Annotated in this window: 1 protein-coding gene; it reads right to left on the reverse strand. The window is 47.7% G+C overall.

What is annotated here, in order from left to right; translation table 11 throughout:
- On the reverse strand, positions 1 to 235 hold a 235-nt coding region (locus AAEY97_RS21510), incomplete at both ends, for an RNB domain-containing ribonuclease (RefSeq protein WP_351001435.1).

Here is a 235-nt window from a genome sequence, read left to right on the forward strand (position 1 = left end):
GTATTGCACGATGGGTTACTAAATCTGCATAGCGACGAATTGGCGAGGTAAAGTGAGCGTAAGCATTGTATGCTAGGCCAAAGTGACCTTGGTTATTAGCCGAGTATTCGGCTTGCGATTGTGAGCGCAGTAATAAAGTACGGATCACGCTGGCATCGCTGCGCTGACTAATGTTATTTAGTAGTTTATTGTAATCGGCTGGCGTTGGCTTATCACCGCCGCCAAGCTGCAGTCT

This window comes from Shewanella sp. TB7-MNA-CIBAN-0143 (assembly GCF_040310065.1).
GTDB lineage: Bacteria > Pseudomonadota > Gammaproteobacteria > Enterobacterales > Shewanellaceae > Shewanella.